The organism is Halanaerobium saccharolyticum, from assembly GCF_004362045.1.
In the GTDB taxonomy this organism is placed as follows: domain Bacteria; phylum Bacillota; class Halanaerobiia; order Halanaerobiales; family Halanaerobiaceae; genus Halanaerobium; species Halanaerobium saccharolyticum_C.
Genome location: NZ_SNWX01000005.1, coordinates 65,870 through 86,793, shown reverse-complemented (window position 1 = coordinate 86,793; position 20,924 = coordinate 65,870). Strand labels below are relative to the sequence as shown.

Genomic DNA, 20,924 nt, shown 5'->3' with positions numbered 1-20,924 from the left:
CAGCCAGATTATCCTCACTATAAAAGTGAGGATATTAGTAACTTTATCTATTTAATTAATTTCTCTAAACTTGTCTTCATTCCTTCTTTTTTAATCATTTTTAAATTATTAGTTAAGGAATCAGTTAATCCTGGAAGTTCATTTAAATTTCTGGCCCAGAAATCTTCATTTGCCAGTACATCTTCTCCTAATTCAGCCAGAGTAATTTCTTCAGCTTCATATTTAGACCAGAGATCCACAAAATATTCCAGTGCCTCTTGATCATCCCTGATTAAATATTTTTCTCCATTACGGAAAGCTGCAAGTTTACCTTCTTCTAACTCTGTGCCATGATAGAAATGAATCAGGGAAGCTAAAGCAAAACTTAAACGCTCTGGAACTTTATCCAGCTTTTCAATATGCTGGACCAGTGATGGCAGAACTCGAGTTTTGAATTTAGAAGTTGAATTCAAGGAAATATCAAGCCATTTATGATCAATATATGGATTTTTAAATCGTTCAAATATCTTAGATGCAAAATCTTCTAATTCATCTTCATCTGCATCCAGTGTAGGAATAATATCTTCGAAAACTGCCTGCCTGATAAATTCACCGACTAACTCATCATTAACTGCATCTCTAACCAGATCAATTCCTGCTAGATAGGACACAGGCACTGTTGAAGTATGAGCACCATTTAAAATTCTAACTTTGGTTGTCCGGTAAGGAGTTAAATCATCAACCCACTTAACATTTAAACCAGCTTTATGGAAGGGTAGTTTTTCTTTTAACTTTTCATCACCTTCAATCACCCAGAGGTGGAAAATTTCGCCGGTGTCCAGGTTCTGATCATGATAACCTAATTCTGCTTCCAGATCATCTATTTCATTGAAAGGATAACCGGTTACAATCCGATCAACAAGTGTATTGAGGAAATGATTTGATTCTTCAATCCACTCGGAAAATCCGGCTTCTAATTTCCAGTTCTCAGCTAACTTTAAGATAATTCTTTTTAAATTATCTCCATTACGGTCAATTAATTCAACCGGAATAATTACCATCCCTTTATCTTGAGCACCATTAAAGGTCTGATAGCGGCGGTAAAGATAGGCAGTCAGTTTACCAGGATAAGATTCTGGAGGTGTATCAGTTAATTTATCATCTTCATTATAGGCAATACCTGCTTCTGTAGTATTGGAAACTACAAATTCTATTTCAGGATTTTCTGCCAACTTTAGATACTCTTCCCACTGAGCATATGATTCAAGACCGCGTGAAATAGCTGTCATTATTTCTTTTTTATTTACTTCTTCTCCATTTTCAATCCCTCTTAAGTATAATGTATATAAGCCGTCCTGATCATTTAAATTAGAAATTCTTCCCTCTCTAATTGGCTGAACCACAACCGCTCTTCCTTTAAAAATCCCCTTTTTATTCATGGTATGAAACATCCAGTCAACAAAAGCTCTTAGAAAATTCCCTTCACCAATCTGCACTACTTTTTCTGGATAATCAAGAATTTCAGCTGGAAAATCAGCTAATTCTGTACCCAGCAGTTCTGACTCTAAATATTTTCGATCTATGCCTGGTAAATTATTTTTAGACATTATTTGCCCCCTTTAAATTCATAAAAAAACAAAAATTTTATTTGACCTTTTAACTTATCATACTAAAAATATACTTCAATAACAATAAATTAACTTGTCATTTTATTCAATAATTAGTGATATTATTTAAACAGATACAACTAATAATCATAGTAATCCTTAATATATAATAGAAATAGCCACAAAGATTGTGGCTATTTCTATCAGCTTAATTTTTTTATTCAAGAAGTTTTTTGAGTTTTTAATTGTTTATAAATAGGAAGATAAATTTCTGAATCTCTGACTACACAGCCTGCTTTCATTTTATTAGCCTTTAATTCTGCACATTTACTGCAGCTGATACAGACTTTAGTTTTATCCATTTCCCCGTTTTCAAAAATATCATTGGCAAAATTAGGATAAGCAAATGCCTGACGACCAAAACCAGCCAGATCTGTCCAGCCATCTTCAATCATTCCTGCAGCAGTATTACCTCCAAATTGCCTGAGCCAACTGAAACCAGTACCAACAACTAATGTTTTAGTTAATTGTTCTTTAGTAAATTTAGTTAATTCAAGTAACCTTTTCACTCCAATTAGGGGGTGTTCTGAAGGAATATATTCGCCATTGTCATAGGGGCGATTAATATGTGGTTTTAAATAGGGGGTGCTTGCAGTAATATTAATTATTTGAACTCCAATTTTCTCTAATTCTTTAATTAATTTAGCTGTTTCTTTTAAATCAGGCTCACCATTCTGATCTGTTGACCATCCCCCTGGAATGGCATCATAAATATTTAATCGTACTGTGATATCAATATCAACATTATCTCTAATTTTTTGTATTGTTTCTTTAAGAAAACGTGTTCTGTTTTCATAGCTTCCACCATATTTACCTTCCCGATCATACGCTGCAAGCAAAGAAGATAATAAGTATCGATGACAGCTTTTAATATCTACAGCATCAAAACCGGCTTCAACCGCTAATTTTGCTGCCTGTAAATAATCAAGCTGCAGCTGATCAAGCTCAGAATCAGTTATTATATGAAAATCATTTTCTTCTATTGAAATAGAATCAATGTATTTATCTCTAAAAGCTATGATTTTATTTTTTCCAAATCGACCTGAATGAGTTAGTTGAGCCACCAGATAAGGATCAACTTTTGATTCACTATTTATAAGATCAACTAAACGCTTAAAAGGAGACAAATTATCTTTATTTAAGTAAAGCTGACTATTATTTGCTCTACCAGAATCGTTTACAGCAATTGCCTCCAACCAGATCAAACCAGCACCACCATTAGCAAAGCGCTTATACCTTCTTCTGGTCAAATCAGAAGGTGTTCCATCTAAATTAGCATCTGCCCCTTCCATCGGATGAATAGCAATTCGATTTGGAATATCCAAATCGTCTAATTTTATTTCTTTTTTTAATATCTCTACGTTCTCTGTTAAGGGCAGTTCAAAATCAAGCTCAGACAAATCCGCCCGCAGCTCTTTTAGAGAACTATAATTAAATTTTTTATTATACATTTAATCAAATCCCTTCCTAATTAAACGGATTAAAACCAGGATAGTTCTCTACATTAACCCATTTTGTTTTAACTGCCCAGTCAATTTCTAAGTCAGATAATAATTTTCTTTCTGCAAAAGCACGGTCAATTAATTTATCAATACCAGGTAATACAGTCTGATATTCACCATCATCATTGGTGAACTCTTCTATTAAATCCTGAGGAACAGCTTTAATCTTTTGAGCCGAATCATAAGCACCATTAATTGCTACCACAAAATTTCTTGTGTTTTCTGGTGTACAGTATAAATTTTTTATTTCTCCAAGTTGTTTCCTGGCAACTACTCTAAATTCTTCTTTATAGGGGTCTATATTATTGTTATCAAATTGAATTACTTCGTTATTTTTTAATTCAATAACTGTTTTTTCATTTTCCATATTCCATTTTATTCTTCCTTTTTCTCCTATTATCTCCATATAAGGATGTCTTAATTCTTCCGGTGCATGTGTAACGTAAAAATATATACTAACTCCATTAACTGTTTCTATTTCCATACATGATGTATCATCAGCTTCTATGTAAGAATGGGCTCTATATAATTCTGCCCTAATTCTTTTTAAAGAGGCAGATTTATTCATCTCAGAGCTAGCAATAAAAATCATATTATTTAAATAATGAGCAAAGGCATTATGCATTGGACCATCTAAAACAAGTTGTCCCATTGCTATACTTTTTCCGGCCCAATCATTACGATCATAATACGATTTAAATCGGGGCCAAAAACCTTTAGCAGCAATTTCTTTAATCTCACCTAATTTACCCTCTAAAATAAACTGCTTGATCTTTCTAATTGTATGAGAATGGATAAATTGAAAACCTATTGAACAAAATCTACCTGTTTCTTTCTCAGTTTTAATTATTGCATCTATTTCCTGTACTGTTGGTGCAGGTGGCTTTTCTAAAAGTATATTATAACCTGCATTCATTCCTTTAATTGCCATTTCTGCATGAGTTGGGATTGAGACAGGTAAACCAATTATATCTACACATGATTTAGCATCTTTAAGCAAACTTTCATATGAACTATATACTGCAATACCTTTATGTCTTAACTCTCTAACTTTATCAGCATTATTTACCTGATCATGTATTACAACAGCTGTAAGTTTAATTTGTTCTTCAGACTCTAGTTCTGCTATTTTATCTAAATAAAATTCTGCAAAATTATTTACCCCAACTACAGCCAAACCAACTTTTCTCATATTTAAACCTCCAATATTTTATTACAATTTATTTAAATTATTATTTAAATAATAATTTCTCATTTTTTTAGAATATTGCTCTATAGCGATTTCTGATTCCTCAATCTCAGGATGCCATTTTTTTTCCCATTCTAAAGATAAATAACCATTATAATTTATATTATTTAGTTCTGATAAAAGTTTTAATAAATTTAACTCTCCTGCTCCTAATAAAACAAAATAATCTTCCTTCTTGCTGGGAATACTAATCCAATCCTTTAAGTGAATATGATAAATATAATTCTTAAGATATTTTATAGTTTTTTCTATTCCTTCACCTGCTCTAATTGAATGAGCAACATCCCACAAAATTCCACAGCTTTTCAGATCTGAATTATCAAAGATTTTAATTAGATCTTTACCTTTACAGAGTTCATCATGACTTTCCAACAAAACTACAACTCCCTTTTTTGATGCATAATCATCGATTTCTATAAAAGATTCCCTAATCCACTCTATTATTTTTTCCAAATTAAAAGAATTATCAGGATCTGGACCAAATGTCCTGATATATTTAGCTCCAATATCAGAAGCCAGGTCAATCATCTTTTTTAATTCCTTAATATTTTGCTGACGTAAACTATAATCCTGATAACCAAATCTTGTATAAGCGGTAATACAGGGTATTTCTAAATTATTTTCTTTAAACTTATTTTTAATTTCTTTTCGTTTTTGTTTATTATAATTTACACTAATATGTGGTTCTTTCCCTCTTAATTCAACCCCATCAAAGTTGTTTTTTAATGCAAAATTGATTATCTTGTCTATATTCCAGTCGGGACATGACAAAGTACTAAATGATAGTTTCATAATAAACTCCTTATAATTCTTTAATAAATAACTTTGATATTTAGTCTTCTGCTCCAGCAGCCAAACCCGAAATAAATTGCTTTTGTAAAAATAGAAATGCAATTAATATAGGTAAAACAGTTATTAAAGCAGCCGCAAACATCAACCCATAATCTACTACATAAGGATCTTTAATCAAAGCATTCAACCATATTGGCAAAGTGAATTTAGATTGTGTTCTTAAAATAGTTAAAGGCCATACGAAAGCATTCCAGGCTGCAACAAAATCAACTATTGCAACTGCAGCAAAGGCAGGTTTTATAATCGGAGTAACAATCTGCCAAAAAATTCTTAGTTCAGAAGCACCATCTATTCTTGCTGCTTCCATAAGAGAATCTGGAATTTCTAACATATATTGTCTCATTAAAAACACAGCAAATGGTTGAGCAAAAAATGGCAAAAATAAAGCTATTCTATTATCAAATATACCAAGCTTTTGTGATACTAAGAAAAGTGGTATAATTAAAGCTTGAAAAGGGATTAACATCCCTGCAATAATAATAGAAAAAATTATTTTTTTTCCTCTAAAATTATACTTAGCTAAAGCAAAACCTGCCATTGAACTAAAAACTAACACCCCTAACACATGGAAAAAAACTGTATAAGCACTATTAAAAAAATAAGTATAAAAAGGAATATCTCTTTCAAACAAATTCAAAAAATTATCTATATTAACTTTTTCGGGTATAAAATTGGGGGGATATGCAAATATATCACCTGATTTTTGTATCGAGCCAATAAATAGCCAGTATAAGGGAAAAATAATAATTATAGCTACTAAAATTGCAATTATAAAAAATATTAATTTATTAATTTTTTTGTTCATTTTTTATCACCTCATCTCTAATTATTTGAACCAATTTTTATTTGAATATATGATAATACAGCTAAAAATACAAATAATACCACACTTACTGCTGATGCCATACCAAATTCAAAATTATTTAAACCGCGACTAAACATATACTGAATTATAGTAAGAGTTCCATTGCTTGGTCCTCCATTTGTAATCATATATGGAATAGTAAATATTTGAAAAGAAAAAACTGTGCTGGTTATAAAAATAAATAATGCAATAGGTTTTAACATTGGAACAGTTATAAAAGTGAATTTTTGCATTAGGTTTGCACCATCAATATTTGCAGCTTCATATAATTCAACTGGTATATTTTGTAGACCAGTTAAAAAATAGATCATCATAAATGGAATAGAAATCCATGACCTTATTAAAATTATTCCCAACTTACCATAAAAAGAACTTTGCCACCAGGGAATGTTTTCTGAAATTAAACCTAAATTTCTTAAAATATAATTAAAAACCCCATAATCTGTATGAAGTAAAATTAAAAATATAACTCCACTAACAGATAAAGCAATTACTCTTGGCATAAAATATACAACTCTAAAAAACCCTTTGAAAGGTAATAACTCACTATTTATTAATAAAGCTAACAAAAGTGATATGGGAAGGCTTAAAGCTAAAGTTCCACCAGCCATAATGAAAGTATTTATCAAAGCAGTTGTTGCTACTTCATCTTTGAAAATATTTATAAAATTTTCAAAAGCAACAAAATTGAAGGGGCCAATTCCCTGCCAATTGTGAACACTTAAAAAAAATGCATAAAAAATTGGTATTAATAAAAAAATTATATAAAAAATTAAAAATGGTGTTAAAAACATTAGTGGTACATATTTTTTATTCATTTTGAAACCTCCATTTATTTTAGCTGCACAGATTTCAATCTGTGCAGCATCCAAGCTTTAACTAAAGTTCATTCTGAAATTCAACAATTTTATCTAACCATTCCTTAACATCCATCTCAGCTAATTCATTCATTCTATTCCTAATTTCGGCATCAACACTTGCAAAACCAGGTCCGATATTAAGTGCAGGGAGTTCAGAAGTATATTCTGCATATAATTCTCCAACCTTTTGTTCCCCATATACATCGGGAAGTGTATAGTTAATTACTGCATTTGAATGTAAAGCACTTTTGACAACTGGAAGATAATTTGTAGTTTCAAATTTTCTGATTTGATTTTTAGAAGATAGCACAAATTTAATATAAGCTTCTGCAATATCTGGATATTCAGTTTGGGACTCAACAATAGAAAGCCCTGTACCACCCCAAGTTGATGTCTGATTAGAACTATTATCGAATTTAGGTAACGGTGCTAAACCAAATATAGGATCATCAATTTTATTAAAAAGTCTTGAACCCGGGAACCATAAAGGCGCAACCATTGAGGCAATTTGATCTTGGTGTGAACCGACTAAACGTTGTTGAGTTAATGGATTGTCTGGTTCAGCATCAACAGCAATTTCATATTTATAAACCATATCCTTAATCATTTTAAATACTTCTTGACCTTTTTCATTATTTATTATTAACTCATTATTTTCGTTATAAATAGGATTACTATTTTGTACAATTAAAGATAATGGCATCCAACTACCCCAAGTTATATTTTTTAATGGAAATAAAGTAATTGGAACCCCAATTTCTTTTTTCATTTTGAGCCCTGCATCAATAAATTCATCCCAGGTTTCAATTGGCATCTCAATTCCTGCTTCTTTAAATAAATCTTTCCGATAAAACATAAATACCGGGTGTGGACCAGCACTTTCAACTGCTAATAATTTACCATTAGCAGTGTATGGTTCCTGCTTAATTAAATCAGTTTTTAAATAATTACTTAATTCTATTTCTTTAAACTGGTCAACAAAAGGTTCAACGAAAAACCTTGAGGTTTGTCCAATTTCCATAGCTGTTATATCAGGAGCTCCTTGACCCGCCATTAGTGAAGTTGCAAGTGAATTCCACATTTGATCAGAAGGCATCTGCTGTAAGTTTATAGTAAGATCAATTTCTGGATAAAGTTTCTCAAATTCTCTTGCAAATGGTTTTAAATATTTTATTTGTCCTTGTGAAAAATGCCATAAAGTTAATTCAATTTTTTCCCCCTTATAATTGCTAAAATCAGGTTTTGCACCTAATTGTTCCTCTGGCCAACTTGGATTTTCAATTACTTCAATTTCAGCAAGGGCTACAGAACTAAAACTAATAGTTAATACAATTATCATTATTACTGAAAATAAACTTTTTTTATTAAACATTTAATTTCCTCCTTGGAATTTAATTGATTCTTCATATGTTCGTTTTCTGAGTGATAAATTAAAATTCTTATAAACTTATGATCTTTCTCGGTTGAAAGATTAGAGAAAATCACTGCCCCCCTTTTTTAGATGGTTTAAAATAAATACAGTCTTATATCCTTATCCCAATATATTATCTGTAAATCTTATTTAGGAAAATGTTTTCCATTAATTAAAAAAATATTATAAATTTTTAGATAAATAGAAACTTTATTAGATCTCTAATTAGAATTCGACAAGCAAATTTATTCTCCTAAGATAAAAGTTATCATATAATTAATAATATTTAAGTTTTGGAAAACAGTTTCCTTAATTCAAATAAAAAAAGCAAAAAAAATTTACTCACTGTTCATATTATAAATGATTGTCTGTTAATTGTCAAACAATTTTCAAATATTTTTTATTTTTTCTCTTTTCAGTCCTTTCTAAATCTGCTGTTACGACTGGAATATAAGTAATAATCTTATATGATTTTTTTAACAGATTTTCTTTTAATTAATTTCATCTCAACACTTTCTAAATCTGAACTCTGATCATTGGTTAAACTTTTCAGTAGATATTTACCTATATTTGTCCCCAACTGATAAATCGGCAGAGAAACTGTTGTCAGTGGTGGATAAGAATATTTTGCTTCTGGTAAATCATCTATTCCAACAACAGAAATATCTTCAGGTACTTTGATCCCCTGATTGTTGAGCTCCCAGATCAAGCCAAGTGCTGTAGCATCATTAGCAGCCAAAACTGCTGTTATCTCATCAATTTTCTTTAATAATTCCAAAGCTGCCTTTCTGCCTCCTTCAAAACTAAAGTCTCCAGAAAAAATCAGCTCATCGTTTAAATTCAAATTATATTTGTTAAGAGATTCTTTTAATCCCTTTCTTCTTAAATAACTTGTATATAAATTTTGAGGTCCATCTACAAATGCTATTTTTTGATGCCCCTGCTCTATTAAATATTCTGTTATCATGGCTGCAGCCTTTTGGTTGCCTAAATTAATATTTTTTATTTCAAATGGATGAGGAGTAACTCCAAGCAGAACTGTGTTTTGACTTTTTAACTGCTCAATTATAGTATACATTTTTTGCTCATATTCTTTGTCCATCAGTGCACCACCAGCAAAAACAATGGCATCAGCTCGATTAGCCTTTAACATATTAACTGCGTGCAGTTCTTTTTCTACACTGCGGCTGGTGTTATAAATATTAACAATGTATTCATGACCGGAAATGAATTCCTCTATCCCTTTGACCATCTGAGCAAAATATGAATCACAGATATCATGAACAATCACACCTATTATATTTGACTTATCACTCTTTAAACCCTGAGCAATTCTATTTGGTGAAAAATTTAATTTTTCAATTGCCGCCTGAACCTTCTCAGCAGTATCCTGACTAACAGGGTGATCACTATTATTTATAACCCTGGAAACTGTTGTAGGTGAACATTCAGCAAGTTTTGCTACATCTTTAATGGTAATTTCTTTATTTGCCATGATAAACTCCTTCCAAAAATATCTCATTTATCAAAATAATTTTAACATAGATTAGCTCTGCTTTCAATAAATAACGGAAAACGTTTTTACTATAATTTCTTTTTGCTTCTTTGATTCGATAGATGAAGTTTCAAAAAATAATTTTGACAAACTAACTAATATATATTAAAATAAATGATGGAGATATTTGTCTGACGTCTAACAAAGTAATTGCTGAATTTAAAAATATAAAGGAGAATCAACTATGAATCAAGCTTTTCTTGCTGCTATTTCAGGTTTAATTGTAGGAGGACTTTTTTCTTTTCTAAAGTTACCTATTCCCGCTCCTCCAACTCTATCAGGTGTAATGGGAATTGTAGGAATCTATGTCGGCTTTATGCTGACCAAAACAATTTTTTAATAATTTTATTTAAATTAAACTAAAGCAAATTAAAACTCCCTCTTAATTAAGAGGGAGTTTTTTGATACATATATATTTAACTAATTTTTATTATTAGTCTTAGAACCTCATACCGACTGAAACTGTAAATTTAGAATAATCTGCATCACTAGTTCCACCTTCTGTATATTCAATTTCTCCACTGTTATTAGTGTATAAAATATCTGCTGTGTACTGATCTGTTATATACATACCAGCACCTAAGGCATAATAAAGCCCTCCACTACTGTTCTCAACCTCTGGATGATTAACTCTAAAAGAAGCAAATCCCAGGTGGCCTATAAAATAAAGAGGGCCATCATCCATAGTATACTCTGCCAGTCCATAAATAGGAGTGAAACCAAAGTCACCATCATAATCTTCAAAATCTCTATCCATCTGTAGAGTTATTCCGGCACCAAGGTCAAATCCATTTCTATAAGGCATAATATATTCACCAGTTACGCTATATCCCATTTCTGTATCATATGATTCTTCGTCAACATCCATTTCAGAAGCAAAATCAATCCCAAGCTTCACTGACCAGCTGCTCTGAGCCTGAGCAAAGACATTAAAACTAAACAGCATAAATGCCATAACAATTAAAACTACCATCAATTTTTTCATAAATATAATACCTCCTTATTTTTTTATTTAATCTATTGTATATATTCAATATTAGTTAAGAATTTCCTGCAAAAATTTATAATATTAATAATATTTTATCAAAAAAGAAAATCCCCGGCATGCAGGGATTTATAATGAATATTTTTTTAGATAGTTTTACTGACATTAAATTAAATCAAAGTGAAATTCTGTTACAGTTTTATACTTTTCACCAGGTCTTAAGACTGTGGAAGGAAAGTTATCATGGTTGGGGGAATCAGGATAGTGCTGTGTCTCCAAACAGAGACCTCCCCTTTTCTTATAACTCTTATTTTCTTTTCCAGCCCCATTTGTATCTATTCCATTACCACTGTAAAACTGAACACCTGGCTCTGTTGTCCAGACCTCCATCTGTCTGCCGTTATGAGTTTCTATAACTCTTGCAGCCAGCTCTAATGCCTCTCCTTCTTTATTTAAAACCCAATTATGGTCATAGCCACCGGTAAAGCCAAGCTGCTCAATATCTGTATTTATGTCTTTACCCAGCTCTCCAATTGCAGTAAAATCAAAGGGAGTATCTGCTACTTCTCTAATTTCACCAGTTGGAATCATTCCTTCATTAACCGGGGTAAAATGATCCGCGTTAATATATAATAAATGATCTTCAATACTTCCATTACCATGACCCTTTAAATTAAAATAGCTGTGCTGAGTTAAGTTAATAACTGTCGGCTGATCAGTTTCGGCCCGATATTCAACTTTTAATTTATTATCCTCAGTTAAAGTATAAAAGACTTCGGCTTTTAAATTGCCCGGAAAACCACCTTCACCATCTTCACTCAAATGTGTCAGCTTTAAAGCTTTATTATCATTTAAAGTGATCTCTTCTGCAGTCCAGAGCATAGAATTAAAACCTTTATTTCCTCCATGAAGACAGCAGGGATGACCGGCCGGCTTTTCGTTTATTTCAAGCTGATATGTATTACCTTCAAGTTCAAACTTGCCGTCTGCTATTCGATTTCCATAGCGTCCTATCAAAGCTCCAAAATAATTAGGATCATCAAAATACTGCTCTAGATTATCATAGCCTAAGACTATATCTTCTATTTCCCCTTCCCGATCTGGTACAAAAAGTCGAACAATTATACCACCATAATTCGTTATTTCAACCTTCATTCCATTTTCATTTTCAAGTATATATAAATCTGCTTCTCTGCCATCATCCAATTTCCCAAATGCTTCTTTACTTTTTTTAATTTTACTCATCTAATCTACCTCCAATTATATTTTCAAAGATTTAATTTTCAAATTACCCACTAATAACATATTAGTGTTAAGTTGCAAAAATCCTGCCAGAAATTTATTCCAGCAGGAAATAATTTGATTATACCTTTTTAATATTCTAATTCTATATTGCTGCCGGTAACTTTTATCTCTGTTTTTAAAACATTATTACCAGTTAAAGCCTGACTGTATTTATCGGGCTGACTGCCACCAAGATAAAGCTCAAACTCTCCTGGTTCTAAAACAGCTTTACCTTCTTTATTGATTAGAGCAAAATCTCTTGGAGTCAATATAAATTCTATTTCTTTTTCTTCTTCAGCGTTTAATTCTACTGTTTTAACACCGCGAAGTTTATATTTGGCTACAGGTACTGATGCTTCTAAATCTTTAAGATATAATTGAATAATTTCCGTTCCCTGGTATTGACCGCTATTTTTAATTTTTACAGCAACCTTAATTTCTGTCTCAGAATCTGTAGAAAAAGAGTCGGCAGACAATTTAAGATCACTGTATTCAAAACTAGTATAACTTAAACCAAAACCAAAAGGATATAATGGATCTGATTCCATAAATCTATAAGTCCTATTCTGCATCGAATAATCTCTAAAATCAGGCAGCTGATCCATCGACCTAACAAAAGTAACCGGTAATTTAGCAGATGGATTGTAGCCGCCAAATATAATATCGGCGACAGCATTGCCACCTTCCTCACCTGGGTACCAGGCTTCTAAGACCACTTCTGCTTTTTGGTCAACAAAATTTAATTCAACCGGGCTGCCATTAGTAATTACTGCAATTATTGGTTTACCTGTTTCAGCAACCGCTGCCAGCAGTTCTTCCTGCATACCAGGAAGAGCAATATCAATTTTATCACCACCACCATCTGAATTGGCAACTGCACCTTCTTCCCCTTCCAATTCGGGAGAAATACCCAGACAGATAATTACTACGTCAGATTTTTCCGCAGTGGAAACTGCCTCTGCAAAACCTGCATCAGGCTGATTTCCCCAGTAAGAAGGCTCAGTTGTTCTTAAATCACAGCCTTCTGCATAGTAAACACGGGTCTGATCATTAAGAGCATTGTGAATTCCATCAACTAATGTGACATATTTAGAAGCTTTACCGCTGTAGTTTCCAATCAGTACTGGCTGGCTGTCAGCATTAGGACCAATAACTGCTACAGAATCAAGTTCTTCTTTATTTAAGGGAAGAATATCATCCTGATTTTTAAGCATTATAATTGACTGCCTCGCGGTCTCCCGGGCCAGCTCTCTATTTTCTTTACTGTCATTAACTTCAAAGGAGATTTCATTAAAAGGAACCTCTTCTTCGGGATCAAACATTCCTAGTTTAAATCTGGTCTTCAACAGCCGCTTAACTGACTTATCAATGGTTTCCTCAGTCAAAAGTCCCTTTTCTACTGCAATTTTCATACTCTCATAAACTCTGCCGCAGTTTAAGTCACAGCCTTTATTAACTGCCGCTGCTGCAGCTTCTTCAGGGCTGTCCTGGACTTTATGTCTTAGGTAAATATCCTCTATTGCACCACAATCAGACACATAGTGACCGTCAAAGTTCCATTCTCCGCGCAGGATATTTTCCATTAATTCTTCACTGGCACAGGCTGGCTCACCATTAACTCTGTTATAGGCGCCCATTACTGCTTCAACTTTTCCTTCTTTAACAGCATCCCTAAAAGCAGGTAGATATGTTTCGCGCAGATCTTTTTTGTTAACTACCGCATCAAAATGATGACGCTCACTTTCAGGACCGCTGTGGACTGCAAAGTGTTTGGCACAGGCAGCTGCCTTTAAGTATTTAGGGTGATCTCCCTGCAGACCTTTAATAAAAGCAACACCCAGACGTCCGGTTAAATAAGGATCTTCTCCATAAGTTTCCTGACCTCTGCCCCAGCGTGGATCTCTAAAAATATTGATATTGGGAGTCCAGAAGGTTAACCCCTTATAAATTCCGTAGTCGCTCTTTTTCTGAGCCTGATTGTATTTTGCTCTGGCTTCATCAGCAATAGCAGCAGCAACATCATGCAGTAATTCTTCGTTAAAAGAAGCTGCCATTCCTATTGCCTGGGGAAAAACAGTTGCTGTTCCTGCTCTGGCTACTCCGTGCAGGCATTCATTCCACCAGTTATATTTTTTAATATCCAGTCTTTCAACAGCCGCTGCATCGTAAATCATCTGTGACATTTTTTCTTCTAAAGTCATTCTTGAGACTAAATCCTCTACTCTTTCTTCTAAGGGAACAGAAGAATCTTTATATTTCATTTCTTCAGTCATAATTATCCTCCAATATTAATATATTTTGCGGTCATACTGATCATCAATCCCGGAAATCCTGTGGAAATAAGTATTTACCTGATCTCGCCATTCAACTGCATTATCAAGCTGCATTTTAAGCCTTGTTTCTACATTTTGATAAATCTCTGGATCAACCTTCTCTTTAATTTTTTCCCAGTGGCCCTGCAGTTCTTTAACTGCTGCTACACCTCTAAAGTGGCTGTCATAAATATGCTGAATTACAGTTTTCCCGGAATCCAGCTCATGGGTATAAGGCACATGGTGGAAGAACAGCAGTAGTTCATTCGGACAGTTTTCTATTGTCTCATATTTTTCCGCATTTTCTTCAAAATACTGCCCTGCATAGCCGGTTCCAGTTGCCACACTGCGGTCAACACCTATCCCTTCATGGTCAGCTCTGTGATAGGTTCCCCAGCGGGAATATTCATAACCATTAACATTTACTCCATAGTGGTGGCCGGGATTTACCATCCAGCCAATCCCAAGGGGAGATGTATAATCTTCGTAGATTGTCAAGGAGTATAATAACATTCTGAGCAGACTCTCCATTACTTCCTGATCCAGACCGAAGGTAATTTTAATCCACTCTTCTGTGATTTCAACTGCCGATAAATCGGGATCCCAGGCCAGACGACCATAGCCATATAAATTGGACTGTGCCAGATGATGACCGGTCCAGTTCTGGTCATTTCCCACATTAACCACAGCTGCAAAACCAGTATTAGTTTGATCATATAATGAACCATCAACAATTCTTTTAACCGGTGTATTTTCTCCCTCAGCATAAGTATCAAAATCAGTAACCTTCTTCCACTGCGGAATTAAATAACAGAGGTCTTTCTGCTGACCTGTATATTCTTGAGTCACCTGCAGTTCAAGCACCTGATTGGTCTTCGGCATTGCCCCAAATAGTGGGGTTACAGGTTCTCTCACCTGAAAGTCCATCGGTCCATTTTTAATCTGTAAAAGCACATTTTCTTTAAATTCACCATCTAAATCTTTAAAATTATCATAAGCTGCCCGGGCCCGGTCTGTTTCTTTGTCCCGCCAGTCCTGCTGACAGTTGTAGACAAAGCAGCGCCAGATAAGTAATCCTCCGTAAGGCTCGAGTGCTTCTGCCAGCATATTAGCTCCATCAGCATGGCTGCGGCCATAAGTAAAGGGACCAGGTCTACCTTCAGAATCTGCCTTAACTACAAAACCACCAAAATCAGGAATCTGCTCATATATTTCTGCAGCCTTTTCCTTCCACCAGAGCCTAACCTTCTCATCAAGTGGGTCAGCAGTATCAATGCTGCTCAGCTGCATTGGAGAAGCATAGTTGGCACTTAGATAGGTAGTGATACCGTAGTCTCTTAAAATATCAGCAATAGTAATTACCATATCTATTTTGTCATCTATCAGGCGAGTTTCCTCATAAGAAACATTAACATTATTAATTGAAAGGGCGTTTATTCCAATTGAAGCGAGCAACCGGGCATAGTCTTTAATTCTATTTAAATCGTTTACCAGATGATTATCCGTATAAAAAATTGATTTGCCTGCATAACCGCGCTCAATGCTGCCGTCTAAATTATCCCAGTGATTTAACATTCTTAGATTATTTTTAGGGTTAGATAGAAGATCAAGCTGCTCTAAGTTATTTTCCTGCTGAATCTCTCTTAAGAGTGCAAAAGTACCGTATAAAAGTCCCTGATCACTTTTTGCAGTAAGCAGGAGTAGATCTTCCTCTTTAAAATATTTAATTAAATAGCCCTCATTATTTAGTTCAGAAAAATTGATTTCCCTTAACAGAAGAGCTATTGATTCATTATCAGCTGCAATTTCTTTAAGTTCTTTTTCGGCAGCTATTAAAATATTATTCTGAAACTGCTGATTAAAATTCAAATCAAAATCTGATGCTAAAAGCTCTGGCATTGCTCTTTCTATTTCTTCTTTGATTGAAGCATTTAAATTGGTCTTTCCATAAACAGAGATATTACTCAGTAATTCTTTATATTCTTTTAAGTAACTATCACTCAGTTTTTTATAGCTGAGCCAGGCCTGATAGGCCTTAGAATTTTTATTAACAACTTTCATTTCAGACATTTTTGGCCTCCATTCAAAATTAAAAAGTTAAAGTATAAAATTTAGCTGTCCATTTTTGTAATTGCTTCCCACAAGCCATTAATATATGTAGCTCCCAGGGCCCGATCATAAAGTCCATAACCAGGTCTTGCCTTTTCTCCCCAGATCATGCGGCCGTGGTCAGGACGTAAATAACCATCAAAACCGGAATCATAATAGGCCTTCATTATTTCAAATAAATCCAATGAACCATCTGTTGACAGATGAGATGTCTCATGAAATTTACCTTTCCCATCAAAGTTAAGGTTTCTAACATGGGAAAAATGAACCCTGCTGCCAAATTCCCTGATCAGTGCTGGCACGTCATTGGCTGGATTGGATCCTAAGGAACCGCTGCAGAGTGTTAGACCATTATAAGGGTTATCAACCATTTCTAGAATTGTTCTCAGATTTTCTTTGCCGGTTACAACTCTGGGCAGACCATAGATTGGCCAGGGTGGATCATCGGGATGAACTGCCATTTTAATATCATTTTCCTCACATGTCGGCATAACTGCCTCCAAAAAATATTTTAAATTGCTAAGTAAATCTTTCTCTGAAATATCTTCATACTGCTCCATAATGCCTTTTAATTCAGCCAGCCTCTCCGGCTCCCATCCCGGCAGAGAAAAGCCTTCTGAGTTTTCATCAAATTCCTCCACCAGTTTAACAGGGTCTGTGCTGTTAATCCAGCTTTCATCATAAGCCATTGTAGTTGAGCCATCTTCCAATTCTTGAGCCAGATCTGACCTCAGCCAGTCAAAAACCGGCATAAAATTATAGCAGACAACTTTAATCCCCTCAGCCGCCAGATTTTTAAGAGTCTTTTTGTAGTTTTCTATATATTTATCTCGACTCTTAAGCCCCAATTTTATATCTTCATGGATATTAACACTTTCTATAACTTTCAGTTCCAGTCCTGCCTGATTAATTTCATTTTTTAATTCTTTTATTTTTTCCTGCGGCCAGACCTCACCTACCGGAATGTCCTGGAGGGCACTAACCACTCCAGTCATTCCAGGTATCTGTTTTATTTCATTTAATGTAACACTATCATCATTTTCGCCAAACCAGCGAAATACCATTTTCATTTAAATCACCTATTCCCTTAACCATTCATTCTCTATTTTAATTTAACACCCATCAATTCAATTTCATCCTTACGATGACAGGAAACCCAGTGGCCACCACCTATATCTACTAACTCAGGTTCCTTGTTTTCACAGATATCTTTAGCATAAGGACAGCGAGAAGCAAAATTACAGCCTTTTATCTCAGCTGAAGGATCGGGAACTTCTCCTTTTAGATTTTCACCCAGCCATTCCATATGAGGATCTGCTTCCGGAACAGCAGTCAATAGTGAAGCTGTATAGGGATGTTTGGGGTTAGTATAAAGTTCTTCTGTTTCTGCAACCTCAACAAGTTTTCCTAAATACATTACTGCAACTTTATCACAGACATAGCGGATTACACTGAGATCATGTGCGACCATTAATAAAGTTAAATCCATTCTTTCTTTTAAATCATCTAATAGATTTAAAATCTGAGCCTGAACTGAAACATCAAGGGCAGATACCGGTTCATCAGCAACAACCAGTTCCGGTTCTAAAGCCAGGGCTCTGGCAATACCAATTCTCTGTCTTTGACCACCGCTAAAAGCATGTGGATAACGAGTCATATATTTTTTATCAAGTCCTACCAGATCAAGTAATTCTTCTACTCGTTCTTTATATTTTTGTTTGGACCAGCCCTGAACAACCAGCGGTTCTGCAATTATATCAAGTACAGACATCCTGGGATTTAAAGAGGAAAATGGATCCTGAAAAATCATCTGAATCTCACTTCTAACATCTTTCAACTTCTTATAATCAAGCTCTGCCAAATCAACAACATTTCCATTTTTCCTTCTAAAAAGAACTTCACCTTCAGTGGGATCAATAGCTCTCAAAATTGAGCGGGAGGCGGTTGTTTTTCCACAGCCTGATTCTCCAACCAGACCCATTGTTTCACCTTTATTTAAAGTAAAGCTAATATCATTTACAGCTTTTACATCTCCAACATGTTTATTAAAGAATCCTTTAGTAATTGGAAAATATTTTTTTAATCCATCAACTTTTAAGATTTCATTTTCAGCTAATTTTGCCATTATTTATCACCTAAATCCTGATGCAGATAACAATTTACATAATGATCTGCTGATATTTCCTGTCTCTCTGGATAAGCTCTTTCACAAACCTCTCCAATTTTTTTCCGACAGCGGGTATGAAAAGGACATCCTTTTGGTAGAGAATAAGCATCGGGAACTGCCCCTTCAATAGAAGCAAGTTTTCCTTCATTTCCAGTCATCCTCGGAATAGACTTTAATAAATCCTGAGTATAGGGATGAGCAGGATTATCAAATATTTCTTCTACAGGACCTGATTCTACAACTCTTCCCAAATACATAACATTAACATAATCAACCATGTGGGCAATTACTCCCAAATCATGAGTAATTAAAATTAAAGAAAGATTGTAGTCTGCCTGCATCTTTTTGATCAGTTTTAGAACCTGAGCCTGAATTGTAACATCTAAAGCAGTTGTTGGTTCATCAGCAATTAAGAGCTGCGGCTCACAGGCCAAACCCATTGCAATCATTGCTCTCTGCCGCATTCCACCACTGTACTGAAATGGGTATTCATCAATTCTCTGCTCTGGTTTGGAAATACCAACTTTTTTTAATAACTCTAAGGCTTTTCTTCGTGCCTCATCTTTATCTATATCTTCATGATAGAGTAATTTTTCCATGATCTGATTACCAATTGTATGAACTGGACTAAAAGCCGTCATCGGCTCCTGAAAAATCATTGACATTTCTGGTCCTCTAATTGAGCGCATATGCTCTCCATCTGCTTTTAAATTAATTATATCATGCTGTTTCTTATTTTTATCATAATATTTAATTGTTCCAGCTGCAATTTCTCCCACACCTGGCAGCAGACGCATCACCGAAGTTGAAGTAACTGATTTTCCACAGCCTGATTCTCCAACTATTCCAACTGCTTCTCCTCTTTCAACTTTAAAATCAACCCCATTTAAGGCGCGAACAATTCCTTCATCCGTATGAAAATGAACATTTAAATTTTCAACTTCCAATATATTATTATTTGCCATTATATTCACCCTGTCTTTCACTAAAAATTTCCTTACTTAGAATATGGATCTGCTGCATCTCTGATACCATCTCCTAAAAAGTTAAATGCCAGAACTGTAATAATTACAAATAAACCGGGCAGCATTAACCAGGGAGCATTTGCGATTGTATAAAGATTCTGCGCTTTTTGTAATAGAACACCCCAACTAATAACAGGAGCCTGTAATCCAATACCAAGGAAACTTAAAGCTGTTTCTCCTAAAATCATTCCTGGAATAGCAAGAGTTAACGAAGCAATAATATGACTTAAAAAAGAAGGAAGCATGTGAATAAAAATAATTTCTAAAGGATTTCTCCCCATCAAACGGGCAGCTATTACAAATTCTTCTTCTCTCAATGATAAAAATCTTCCTCTTACTACTCGGGCCAGACTTGTCCAGCTCATTAAAGATAAAATTATTGTAATCGCAAGATAGACCTGAATTGCAGACCAACTTGAGGGTAAAGCAGCACTCAAACCCATCCAGAGAGGTAACTGGGGAATAGACCTTACTAACTCAATCATCCTCTGAATAAATAGATCAATTTTTCCACCAAAATAGCCACCGATTCCTCCAATTAAAATTCCTAAAAAGAGACTTACGGCAACACCAATTAGACCTATAGAAAGTGAAATCCGAGCCCCATAAATAATTCTGGCAAATAAATCTCTTCCTAATGAATCAGCCCCAAAAATAAAGACCGGTCTGTTTTCATCACCTGTACCAAAAAGATGAATATCAGTTTCAAAAAGACCCATAACTTCGTACTCAAAGCCCTCTACAAAAAACTTTATCGGGGTTGGTTTTGAGGTATCTTCTGTATAAATATCTTCAAAAGTTTCCATATCAACTTCTTTGCTGTAGGGATAAATCATTGGTCTTAAACTAAAATTACCATCTGCATCTTCAAAATGAAGCTGATGAGGTGGTGCTTCCTTATAGGAAACTCTTCTCTGATGTGGGTCCTGAGCAGAAAAGAAAGGTGCAAATATTGCCAGTGCATACATTATAATAAGTACAATTCCTGCTGCCATTGCCAGTTTATGTTTTTTAAAGCGCATCCAGATTAATTCTTTTTGCGAAGCAGCATAAATTTCATTTTCGTAATTTTCATTTTGATTATTTTCTTTTGCCATTTACT

General features: G+C 34.2%; 17 protein-coding genes. 1 reads left to right on the top strand and 16 read right to left on the bottom strand.

The genetic code is table 11. The features are described from left to right. Positions 1-47: 47 nt before the first annotated feature. From DFR79_RS04990 to DFR79_RS04955, 8 genes are all read right to left on the bottom strand, one after another. The gene (locus DFR79_RS04990; protein WP_133514407.1) at positions 48-1,586 is read right to left on the bottom strand and encodes a tagaturonate reductase; all 1,539 of its coding nucleotides are present in this window, start codon (positions 1,584-1,586) and stop codon (positions 48-50) included. 221 nt (positions 1,587-1,807) lie between these two features. Then, positions 1,808-3,097, bottom strand: a complete 1,290-nt coding sequence (locus tag DFR79_RS04985; RefSeq protein WP_133514406.1) for an NADH:flavin oxidoreductase — start codon at positions 3,095-3,097, stop codon at positions 1,808-1,810. Positions 3,098-3,113: 16 nt separating this feature from the next. Further along, on the bottom strand, positions 3,114-4,340 hold the full coding sequence (locus DFR79_RS04980; RefSeq protein ID WP_133514405.1) for a Gfo/Idh/MocA family protein: 1,227 nt from the start codon (positions 4,338-4,340) through the stop codon (positions 3,114-3,116). A gap of 21 nt (positions 4,341-4,361) precedes the next feature. Then, a complete protein-coding gene (locus DFR79_RS04975; protein WP_133514404.1) occupies positions 4,362-5,189 on the bottom strand; it encodes a sugar phosphate isomerase/epimerase family protein in 828 nt (275 codons plus the stop codon). Positions 5,190-5,229: 40 nt separating this feature from the next. Further along, complete coding sequence (locus tag DFR79_RS04970) at positions 5,230-6,054, bottom strand: carbohydrate ABC transporter permease (RefSeq protein ID WP_133514403.1); 825 nt, start codon at positions 6,052-6,054, stop codon at positions 5,230-5,232. A gap of 17 nt (positions 6,055-6,071) precedes the next feature. Continuing rightward, on the bottom strand, positions 6,072-6,932 hold the full coding sequence (locus DFR79_RS04965; protein ID WP_133514402.1) for a carbohydrate ABC transporter permease: 861 nt from the start codon (positions 6,930-6,932) through the stop codon (positions 6,072-6,074). 61 nt (positions 6,933-6,993) lie between these two features. Beyond that, positions 6,994-8,346: an ABC transporter substrate-binding protein gene (locus tag DFR79_RS04960; protein ID WP_133514401.1), complete on the bottom strand. Its 1,353-nt coding sequence runs from the start codon at positions 8,344-8,346 to the stop codon at positions 6,994-6,996. Between the two features lie 502 nt (positions 8,347-8,848). Continuing rightward, positions 8,849-9,880 carry a LacI family DNA-binding transcriptional regulator gene (locus DFR79_RS04955; RefSeq protein ID WP_166637974.1) on the bottom strand — a complete coding sequence of 344 codons (1,032 nt, stop codon included), beginning with the start codon at positions 9,878-9,880 and terminating at the stop codon, positions 8,849-8,851. Between the two features lie 244 nt (positions 9,881-10,124). On the opposite strand from DFR79_RS04955, the gene DFR79_RS04950 reads away from it, so the two are divergent. Then, on the top strand, positions 10,125-10,280 hold the full coding sequence (locus DFR79_RS04950) for a XapX domain-containing protein (protein ID WP_076546212.1): 156 nt from the start codon (positions 10,125-10,127) through the stop codon (positions 10,278-10,280). Positions 10,281-10,379: 99 nt separating this feature from the next. Here the strand turns inward: DFR79_RS04950 and DFR79_RS04945 are convergent, their stop codons facing one another. From DFR79_RS04945 to DFR79_RS04910, 8 genes are all read right to left on the bottom strand, one after another. Then, positions 10,380-10,925 carry an outer membrane beta-barrel protein gene (locus tag DFR79_RS04945; protein ID WP_133514399.1) on the bottom strand — a complete coding sequence of 182 codons (546 nt, stop codon included), beginning with the start codon at positions 10,923-10,925 and terminating at the stop codon, positions 10,380-10,382. Positions 10,926-11,090: 165 nt separating this feature from the next. Beyond that, positions 11,091-12,170 (bottom strand): aldose epimerase family protein, encoded by a 1,080-nt coding sequence (locus DFR79_RS04940; RefSeq protein WP_133514398.1) that lies wholly within the window; start codon positions 12,168-12,170, stop codon positions 11,091-11,093. A 128-nt stretch (positions 12,171-12,298) separates the two neighbouring features. Continuing rightward, on the bottom strand, positions 12,299-14,482 hold the full coding sequence (locus tag DFR79_RS04935; RefSeq protein ID WP_133514397.1) for a glycoside hydrolase family 3 C-terminal domain-containing protein: 2,184 nt from the start codon (positions 14,480-14,482) through the stop codon (positions 12,299-12,301). A 15-nt stretch (positions 14,483-14,497) separates the two neighbouring features. Continuing rightward, positions 14,498-16,582 carry an alpha-glucuronidase family glycosyl hydrolase gene (locus tag DFR79_RS04930; protein ID WP_133514454.1) on the bottom strand — a complete coding sequence of 695 codons (2,085 nt, stop codon included), beginning with the start codon at positions 16,580-16,582 and terminating at the stop codon, positions 14,498-14,500. A gap of 50 nt (positions 16,583-16,632) precedes the next feature. Further along, positions 16,633-17,700 carry a mannonate dehydratase gene (gene uxuA, locus DFR79_RS04925; RefSeq protein ID WP_133514396.1) on the bottom strand — a complete coding sequence of 356 codons (1,068 nt, stop codon included), beginning with the start codon at positions 17,698-17,700 and terminating at the stop codon, positions 16,633-16,635. A gap of 32 nt (positions 17,701-17,732) precedes the next feature. After that, a complete protein-coding gene (locus DFR79_RS04920; RefSeq protein ID WP_133514395.1) occupies positions 17,733-18,755 on the bottom strand; it encodes an ABC transporter ATP-binding protein in 1,023 nt (340 codons plus the stop codon). Next, on the bottom strand, positions 18,755-19,762 hold the full coding sequence (locus DFR79_RS04915; protein WP_133514394.1) for an ABC transporter ATP-binding protein: 1,008 nt from the start codon (positions 19,760-19,762) through the stop codon (positions 18,755-18,757). The genes DFR79_RS04920 and DFR79_RS04915 overlap by 1 nt, the downstream gene beginning before the upstream one ends. A 32-nt stretch (positions 19,763-19,794) precedes the next feature. Beyond that, positions 19,795-20,919, bottom strand: a complete 1,125-nt coding sequence (locus DFR79_RS04910) for an ABC transporter permease (RefSeq protein WP_133514393.1) — start codon at positions 20,917-20,919, stop codon at positions 19,795-19,797. Positions 20,920-20,924 lie beyond the last annotated feature (5 nt).